The 8,104-nt window shown below is 69.9% G+C and carries 7 protein-coding genes; 1 reads left to right on the top strand and 6 read right to left on the bottom strand.

The window, feature by feature from the left end; all coding sequences use genetic code 11:
- Positions 1-145: 145 nt before the first annotated feature.
- Positions 146-697 (bottom strand): cysteine hydrolase family protein, encoded by a 552-nt coding sequence (locus ACFYMM_RS42075; RefSeq protein WP_388397604.1) that lies wholly within the window; start codon positions 695-697, stop codon positions 146-148.
- Positions 698-776: 79 nt separating this feature from the next.
- Here ACFYMM_RS42075 and ACFYMM_RS42070 point away from each other — a divergent pair, with 79 nt between their 5' ends.
- Positions 777-1,352, top strand: coding sequence for a GNAT family N-acetyltransferase (locus ACFYMM_RS42070; protein ID WP_388397602.1), 576 nt, complete (start codon positions 777-779; stop codon positions 1,350-1,352).
- On the opposite strand, the gene ACFYMM_RS42065 is transcribed toward ACFYMM_RS42070, so the two are convergent.
- The 5 genes from ACFYMM_RS42065 to ACFYMM_RS42045 are packed head-to-tail and all read right to left on the bottom strand — an operon-like array spanning position 1,349 to position 8,100.
- Positions 1,349-2,956, bottom strand: a complete 1,608-nt coding sequence (locus ACFYMM_RS42065; protein WP_388397600.1) for a type VI secretion protein — start codon at positions 2,954-2,956, stop codon at positions 1,349-1,351. The genes ACFYMM_RS42070 and ACFYMM_RS42065 overlap by 4 nt on opposite strands.
- Before the next feature lie 18 nt (positions 2,957-2,974).
- On the bottom strand, positions 2,975-4,402 hold the full coding sequence (locus ACFYMM_RS42060) for an ATP-binding protein (protein ID WP_388397597.1): 1,428 nt from the start codon (positions 4,400-4,402) through the stop codon (positions 2,975-2,977).
- An 8-nt stretch (positions 4,403-4,410) separates the two neighbouring features.
- Complete coding sequence (locus tag ACFYMM_RS42055; RefSeq protein WP_388397596.1) at positions 4,411-5,970, bottom strand: SCO6880 family protein; 1,560 nt, start codon at positions 5,968-5,970, stop codon at positions 4,411-4,413.
- Complete coding sequence (locus tag ACFYMM_RS42050; protein WP_388397594.1) at positions 5,967-7,292, bottom strand: hypothetical protein; 1,326 nt, start codon at positions 7,290-7,292, stop codon at positions 5,967-5,969. Before ACFYMM_RS42050 ends, ACFYMM_RS42055 begins: the two co-directional genes overlap by 4 nt.
- Positions 7,282-8,100 (bottom strand): hypothetical protein, encoded by an 819-nt coding sequence (locus ACFYMM_RS42045; RefSeq protein WP_388397592.1) that lies wholly within the window; start codon positions 8,098-8,100, stop codon positions 7,282-7,284. Before ACFYMM_RS42045 ends, ACFYMM_RS42050 begins: the two co-directional genes overlap by 11 nt.
- Between the last annotated feature and the right edge of the window lie 4 nt (positions 8,101-8,104).

Below are 8,104 nucleotides of genomic sequence, written 5' to 3'. Positions count from 1 at the left end.
TGGTACTGCAGGGGGGACCCTGTGGGAGAGTAGGACACCGCCGAACAATTCTTGGGAAAACCCCGCATCGAAAGATGCGGGGTTTTCTGCGTTCAAAGCCCTTCAAAGCCCTTCAAAGCCCTTCAGGGCCTGTATTCAGGCCCTTTCAGCCGAAGCTCACTTCTGCTGTTTGTACCGCTTCGGTCTTGCGGCCCGGTGCGCTGTGCCACTTCCAGTAGAGGTTGGTGTGGGCGATCACCTGGTCCGGTGCAGGAGCGCCGTACTGGGTCAGGTCCTCCGTGGTGTGGGCGTCGGCGACCAGCGTCGCGTCGTACCCACGAACCAGGGCGCCGTGCAGCGTGGAGCGGATGCACACATCCGTCTGCGCGCCGGTGACGACCAGCCGGCCCACTCCGCGCTCGGCCAGGACCGACTCCAGCTCGGTCTCCTCGAAGGAGTCCGGCCAGTTCTTGTGGACGAGCGGCTCGGCGTTCCGACGCTTCAGCTCCGGCACGTACTCCCAGTTCTCGCTGCCGCGTTCCAGGTCGTCGTCGGAGTGCTGGACCCAGATGACCGGAACGTCCTCCGCGCGGGCCTTGTCGATCAGGGTGTTGATGTTCGCGATGGCTTCGTCGCGGTGCGGGGAGCCCGCCACCACGCCGTTCTGCACGTCGATGACGAGAAGTGCCGTCTTCGGTCGATCGGGAAGTGTGGTCATGACGTCCACCGTAGGACCCGCCACTGACAGGCCCGTATATGGCATGAGTACTTCGGCCGGCGCGGGCTACCGTGGCTCCATGAGCAGCCTCACCAGCCTGACCAGCGATGACTACGTCGTGCGAGCCATACGCCCCGAGGAGTGGCCCACCGTGAAGGAGTTGCGCCTCCTCGCGCTGCGGGACCCCGTCGCCCATCTCGCCTTCCTGGAGTCGTACGAGGAGGCCGAGGCCAGGCCCGACTCCTTCTGGCAGGAGCGGGCCACGAGTTCCGCTGCGAAAGGGGCAGGGGCCCGGCAGTTCATCGCCGAGGCCGCCGACGGGACATGGGCCGGGAGCGTGACCGTACTGATCGAGGAGGCCGGGACGAAGGACTGGGCCGGGCACCTCGTCGAGCGACGGCAGGGGCATGTGGTGGGCGTGTTCGTCCGGCCCGAGCACCGCGGGAACGGGCTCATCGGGGCGCTGTTCGACGCGGGCGTGGCCTGGGCGTGGGAGCGCGGCGCCGAGCGGGTGCGACTGCTGGTGCACGAGGACAACGGGCGGGCGCAGGGGGCGTACCGCAAGGTGGGGTTCAGTCCGAGCGGTGTCGTCGTGCCGCTCTCCGGGGACGGGACCCAGAGCGAGGTGGAGTACGTCCTGGACCGTACGTCCTAGACCGGTAGCTCGTCGTGCGGCCAGCGGGTGCGGGCCTGTTCGCGGGAGCGCAGCAGGGCCAGGGCCCGCAGGCCGAGGTCGGGTCCGCCGGCGAGCAGGCCGGGGAGCTGGGGGAGCGGGGCCACGGCCGCGATGTCGTCCAGGACCAGGGTCAGTGGTGGGTCGAGCCGACCGGAGGATGACCGTTCGGCCATGTGCCGGCCGTGCTCGACCACGCTGGAGACGAGGGCCGTCAGGAGGGGCATCGCGCCGGGGTTGGTCCTGGGGTCCTCGATGGATTCACCGACCACATAAAGCGTGCCCCCTTCCTGGACGAAGGAATCCAGGGAGAGCGCGTCAGTTCGGTTTGTGGTGCAGGCCTCGCGGATGTTGACCGTGGAGAGCGCGTTCAGGGCGCGGCCGGTCAACTCCTGGGCGATGTCCCTGCGTTCGGGATGGGAGGTGAGCGCGGCCTCCAGCTCGCCGGCGGCGCCGGGTGCGGCCTTGGGGTGGGTCCGGAGGGTTCGTACGGCGTCCTGGATCTGGGTGCCCTGGGCCCAGCGGTGGACATGGCGGATGGTGCGGCCGTCCAGGGCCGCGGCGTGCAGGTAGCTGCGCAGGAGCGTCGTCGCGGTGTCGGCGACGGCCTGGTCGATCCTCGCGGTCGGCCGTACGGGACTGAGGAGTGCGGTGGCCCGGCTCAGTGCGGTCGGTTTGTCCTCGCAGCCCGCTGTCGGGGACCAGTGCAGGCGGGCCGGGGTGGCGCAGAGGTGGAGGGGGTCGTAGACGAGGACGGGGCCGAGTTTGGCGCGGGCGTCCTTCGTGTCCTGCCAGAGGGCGGGGTTCGAGGTGACGACCAGGGCGGGGCCCTCGGCGTCCTGGATGGCCCGGGTCGCGGTGACGCGGCGGCTGTCCTTCGGGCCGACGAGAAGACGTTCCCACCCGTCGGACCGCATGCCGTCGGACCGCATGCCATCGGCCCGCGCGCCGTCGGCCGGGGGGTCGGCCGCTTCCGTCGGCTCGGGTTCACCGCGGGGCGCGGGCACCTCAGGGTGCGGAACGGGCACGGCGACCGGCACCGGCGCTGTCACCGGTGCGGTCACGGGCACCGGCGTCGGCAGCGGTTCCGGGGCCTGCGCGGGCGTCGGCTCCGCCGCCACGGCAGCCGCCGTACGCCTTCTCGCCCTCCCGGTCCGCCACCGGGCCACCGTCCCTATGGCGAACACCGTCAGGACGAAGAGGACCATCAACTGGCCGATGAACAGGCCCCAGAAGAGCCCGTATCCGGAGAGCCGGCCCGCCGGTGCGTCGGGCCAGGCGCCGGTGATGTCGTGCGGCCGGCCGATGAGGTGGCGCATGGCCACCGGGGTGCGGGTGAAGGTGACGCCGGCCGGCCAGGAGCCGTGGGTGAAGAGGGCCGCCAGGCCCGTCGCCGTCCACACCAGCACCGTCATGCCGAGCAGGAACGCGAGTATGCCGATCAGCAGGCCGTCGGGGATGCCCCCTTGGCCGTTCCGACCGTCCCGGCCGGGACGGCCGTACAGGTCATCCCTTCGGTCCCGCCGGTCCCGCCCGTCCCAGCTGTCCCGGTCGTCCGGGCGGCGATAGGGGTCTTCGGGTCTCATCTCGGGGCCCTCGTCCTTCTACGCCACCGTCGACTCGGACGACCCGTCGAGGTCGCCGATGTGCTGTTCCACGAAGGCCGCCGCCCGCTCCTCCGCCTCCAGTTCGGCGGCGCGCAGGGCGTCGTCGGCCAGCTCACGGTCGGCGGACGACTCCGTCATCGCGCGGTCGGTGAAGACGAGCGGGCGTTCGGTCTCGGTGATCAGGTGTTTGACGACCTGGACGTTGCCGTTGACGTCCCAGACCGCGATGCCGGGGGTGAGCGTCGGGATGATCTCCACGGCCCACCTGGGCAGACCGAGCACCCGGCCCGTCGCCCGTGCCTCGTCCGCCTTCTGGGCGTAGATGGTCCGTGTCGACGCCATCTTCAGGATCGCCGCGGCCTCCTTGGCCGCCGCCCCGTCGACCACGTCGCTCAGGTGGTGCACGACCGCGACGAACGACAGGCCGAGCCGGCGCCCGAACTTCAGCAGCCGCTGGAACAGCTGGGCGACGAACGGGCTGTTGATGATGTGCCAGGCCTCCTCGACCAGGAAGATGCGCTTCTTCCGGTCGGGGCGGATCCAGGTGTGCTCCAGCCACACGCCGACGATCGCCATCAGGATGGGCATGGCGATGGAGTTGCGGTCGATGTGGGAGAGGTCGAAGACGATGAGGGGGGCGTCCAGGTCGATGCCCACCGTCGTCGGGCCGTCGAACATGCCCCGCAGGTCACCGTCGACCAGGCGGTCCAGGACCAGCGCCACGTCCAGGCCCCACGCCCGTACGTCGTCTATGGCGACGTTCATCGCCTCCGCCGACTCCGGCTCGGGGTGTCGTAGCTGCTCGACGATGTCGGTCAGGACCGGCTGGCGGTCGAGGATCGTCTCGTTGACGTAGGAGTGGGCGACCTTGAGGGCGAAGCCGGACCGCTCGTCGAGGCCGTGGCCCATCGCGACCTCGATGATGGTGCGCAGCAGCGCGAGCTGGCCGGTGGTGGTGATCGCCGGGTCGAGGGGGTTGAGCCGGATGCCGTGGTTCAGGGCCGCGGTGGGGTCCAGGCGGATGGGGGTTATCCCCAGCTCCTCGGCGATGAGGTTCCACTCGCCGACCCCGTCCTCGCCCTGCGCGTCCAGCACGACGACCTGGCGGTCCCTGAAGCGCAGCTGCCGTAGGACGTAGGTCTTCTCCAGCGCCGACTTGCCGTTGCCGGACTCGCCGAGGACCAGCCAGTGCGGGGCCGGGAGCTGCTGGCCGTACAGCTGGAAGGGGTCGTAGATGTAGCCCTTCCCGGAGTACACCTCGCGGCCGATGATGACGCCGGAGTCGCCGAGGCCGGGGGCGGCGGTGGGCAGGTAGACGGCCTGGGCCTGGCCCGTGGAGGTGCGCACCGGAAGCCGGGTCGTCTCGACCTTCCCGAACAGGAAGGAGGTGAAGGCGTCGGTGAGGACGGACAGCGGATCCCGCATGTATGGCCCTACCTTCGGATGCCGGTGGCGAACGGGAGGGTGTTCACGAAGGCCCGGTGGTGCTCACGGTCGCACCACTCCAGCTTCAGGTACGACTTTCCGGCCGACGCCCTTATGGTCCGCTTGTCCCGGTTCAGGGCCTCCGGGGAGCGTGAGGACACGGTGATGTAGCCGACCAGGTTCACTCCGGCGGCCCCGCTCGCCAGGTCCTCGCCGCGCTGGTCGAGGCGGTTGTGGGCGGCGATGTCGCGCGGGTCGACGGTGCGGTTCATCTTGGCGGCGCGGGAGGCCTCGGCCTCGTCGTTGGTCTTCTCGGTGAGCATGCGTTCGATGGCGATCTCGGTGGGTTCGAGGTCCATCGTGACGGCGACCGTCCGGATGACGTCCGGGGTGTGGACGAGCAGCGGCGCGAGGAAGTTGACGCCGACCGGGGTCATCGGCCACTCCTTCACCCACGCGGTGGCGTGGCACCACGGCGCGCGGGTGGAGGACTCGCGCGTCTTGGCCTGGAGGTACGTCGGCTCCATGGCGTCCAGCTCGGCCGGCCAGGCGTTGCGCTTGGTCATCGCCTGGATGTGGTCGATGGGGTGGTCGGGGTCGTACATGGAGTGGATGAGGGAGGCGAGGCGGCCCTGGCCGAGCGGCTGGCGCACGCGGATGTCGGCCTCCTGCAGGCGCGAGCAGATGTCGGTCAGCTCGCGTGCCATGACGACCGCGAGACCCGCGTCCCGGTCAAGTTTCCGTCCCGCCTGCGGGCGGGCGGCCCGGGCCATGGCATGAGCCTCGGCGGACAGTTCACGGGTGTAGTGCATGCAGGCGACGAGGTAGGCGCGGTGCTGCTCGCTGCTGGTGGACACCATGGACTGCAGCTGGTCGTACGACGATGCCAGCCAGGCCGGTGCCTTCTCGTCCCCCCGCTGGGAGACGTCCTTGGCGTGGGCGTCGGGGTCGGCGGGGAGGGTGCGGGCGAGCATCTGGAGCCGGGTGACGAAGCCGTCGCCGTTGGCCACGTGCTTGAGCAGGGTGCCGAAGCGGTCGACGAGGGCTTCCTGGTCCTCGGAGTCGCGCAGGCCGACGCCGGGGCCCTCGATCTCGATGGCCGCGGTGACCGTGCGGCGGTCGGCGTGCAGGAGTACGGCGATCTCGTCGGGGCCGAAGGGGGCGGCGAGCCAGTTGATCCGGCCGATGCCCGGGGGCGGGCCGATCTCGACTTCCTTCCCGTCGAGCCGGACGCCCGCCTCCATCACGCCGGAGCGGTAGACGGTGCCCTGCCGCAGGACGCGCTTGTAGCTGCGGTTGATCTCGAACCACTTGTAGAACGTGCGGCGCTTGTAGGGCACGTAGACCGCCGCGAGCGCGATCAGCGGGAAGCCGGTCAGCAGCACGATCCGCAGGGACAGGACGGGGACGAGCAGTCCGCACATCATGCCGAGGAACGCGCCCACGACGATGAGCGCGATCTCGCCGGACTCGCGGTTCCGGCCGATGACCGCGTTCGGCCGGGCGCGGCCGATCAGATACGTACGGCGGGGCGTGACCGGATGGGACAGATGGGACTCGGTCGTCAACGCCCTTCACCTCCTGAGCGATTGCTGCTGTTGCGGGCGTTGCTGGCGTGCGGGGTGTTCACCGGGCTGCCGGCGCGGGGTACCGGGGCGGCGGAAGGGACCGTTCCGCCGCCGGCGGTGCGCGAGCTGTGCGCGGCGACTCCGCCGCTGGCCGGGTTGGCGGGGCGGGGGGTGCCGCCGCCTCCGGCCTGGCCGCCGCCGTTGTCGTTCGCGCGGGAGCTGTGTGTCTTGATGCCCTGGGCGACCAGGGTGGCCGGGGAGCTGATGACCGCGGCGGCCTTGCCCTCGGCGCCCTGCATGAGGCGGTTGTTGCGGGAGCCGGCGATCTCGTCGCCGAAACCGGGCACGAAGCGGTAGATCATCGCGCTGGCGAAGATGGCGAGCAGGATGATGGCGAGGCCGGATACGACGGCGGAGAAGGCGTTGGGGCCGTTGTCCGAGGAGAGGGCGCCGGCCAGTCCGAGCACTATGACGATCACGGGCTTGACGAGGATGACGGCGATCATGATGCCCGCCCAGCGGCGTACGTGTCCCCACAGGTTCTTGTCGACCAGGCCGGCGTAGACGACGGTGCCGAGGAGGGCGCCGACGTAGAGCAGGGCGGCGCGGATGACCAGCTCCAGCCAGAGGACGCCGGCGGCGAGGATGGACACGAGGGAGACCACGATCAGCATGATCGGGCCGCCGCCGATGTCCTCCTTCTTGTTCAGGGCACCGGAGAAGGTGCCGAAGAACGTGTCGGCCTGGTCGCCGGTCGCCCTCGCGAGCACCTCGGTGACGGCGTCCGTGGCCGATACGACCGTGTAGAGGATCAGCGGGGTGAAGGCGGAGGCCAGCACGGTCAGCCAGAGGAACCCGACGGCTTCGGAGATCGCGGTGGTCAGGGGCACACCGCGCACCGCCCGCTTGGCCACGGCGAGCAGCCACAGCAGGAGGGTGAGGATGGTCGAGGCGGCAAAGACGACGGCGTACTGCTGCAGGAACTTGGGGTTCGTGAAGTCGACGTTCGCCGTCTCCTTCACCGCGTCACTGAGCTTCCCGATGGTCCAGGAGGCGGCATCGGCACAGCCCTTGCCGAGGGAGGCGAGGGGGTCGAGGGTGGAGGTCAGGGGGTCGGAGGGGGTGGTTGTCAGCCCTTTGGTGCCGCTGTCGTTCTGGCAGTACTTCTTGGCGGGCCCCGCAATCAGCGAGCAGGCGTCGTTGCTCTTGGACGGGGTCGGCTTCGGTGCTGCGAAGGCGCTCGTGGCGAGCAGTACGGCGGATGTCTGTACGGCGGCCACGAGGCCAGTGAGCTTGAGCGCGCGGTGCTGGCTACCGGGCATAGGTGAAGCCTCCGAACTCCTGGACCGCCTTGCTGATCTCATCACCGCTGGACACCGGATTGTCACCGGCGACAGGGGTTGGGCCGGTCTTCTGACTGGATCCGAGGACCTTCCAGTCGTTGTCGCTCCAGCTCAGCCTCATGGTCACGGTGAACCAACTGCTGGTCACCGGGTCGGTCGCGTTGCCGCCGGCGATGCCGAAGAGGCCGTTGCACCACACCTCGACGGTAGCCGCGCTGTCGGTGAAGGCCGTGACCTTCGTGCCGACCGGCAAGGTGCGGTTGACGAACGTGCTGCCCTTGGGCGCGGTGCCGTCGTCGTTGAGGCCGATCTTCTTCAGGAAGGCCACCGAGTAGTCGGCGTCGAACCCGGACTGGAGGCGGCTGACGGTGCTGGGATCCGAGATGGTCTGCACGATCTCGTGCCGTCTGACGGTGTTGAACATGCCGTCAGAGCCCAGCACCATGGCGTAGTTCGCGGCAGCGCTCTGCACGCCTTGCCCATCCCGCGCGAACCCCGACGGAATCCCCCCGCTCTTCGTGTCCACCGGCTTCACCCCGCTCGCGGATGTCGCCGAGCTCGCGGGAGTGTCCTTGTTGCTGCCGGTCGTCGAGCCCTTCGTGGAGTCCCCACGGTTCGCGAAGGCGATCGCCGCGATGAGGAGGACGACCACGCCGACGACCGTGACCAGGCTCCGGGAGGTGGAGCGGCCGCCCCGACGGGCGGCCCCGCCGTACGGGTCGCCGTCGGGCAGCCGCGTGCGTGTCTGGCCCTCGTCGGTGTAACCCTGCTCGTCTCCGAGACTCATGCCG

The sequence above is a fragment of the Streptomyces sp. NPDC006739 genome (genome assembly GCF_042869815.1).
In the GTDB taxonomy this organism is placed as follows: Bacteria; Actinomycetota; Actinomycetes; order Streptomycetales; family Streptomycetaceae; genus Streptomyces.
The sequence above is the reverse complement of the archived record's forward strand: the minus strand, read 5'-3'. Positions and strand labels throughout refer to the sequence as shown.